Genomic DNA, 389 nt, shown 5'->3' on the forward strand with positions numbered 1-389 from the left:
CGGAAAGGACACGCATGGCCCTCGACGCAAGACAACCTTCGATGCAAGCCCGTCTCAGTCATGGCGGACGGCATCCCGGCCGTTTGCCATGCACGCTCGGCCAACCCTCGGCGAACCTCACCCGCACGTTTTCTTCAACGACACCTATTCATGCAAACGCACCGGACCATTCCGGATGGGGAATCTGCCATGCCTGACGCGAGCCTCGACCCAAGCCGCCTGCCTCCATCGCTGTGGGCGGCCACCGCCGCGCCCGCCGCTGCAACTGCGCCGCTGCCGAGCGGCACGTACTTCGCGGACCTGCTCGTCATAGGCGCCGGCTTCACGGGCCTGAGCGCCGCGCTGCATGCGGCCGAGCGCGGCGCCCGGGTGGTCGTGCTGGAGGCAGC

General features: G+C 68.4%; 1 protein-coding gene. It reads left to right on the plus strand.

The features are described from left to right. Window positions 1-189: 189 nt before the first annotated feature. Window positions 190-389 (plus strand): FAD-dependent oxidoreductase (locus SB751_RS28430; protein ID WP_410748841.1); only part of this gene is annotated, 200 nt, incomplete at its 3' end.

The sequence above is a fragment of the Cupriavidus sp. SIMBA_020 genome, from assembly GCF_046535395.1.
GTDB classification, from domain to species: domain Bacteria; phylum Pseudomonadota; class Gammaproteobacteria; order Burkholderiales; family Burkholderiaceae; genus Cupriavidus; species Cupriavidus campinensis.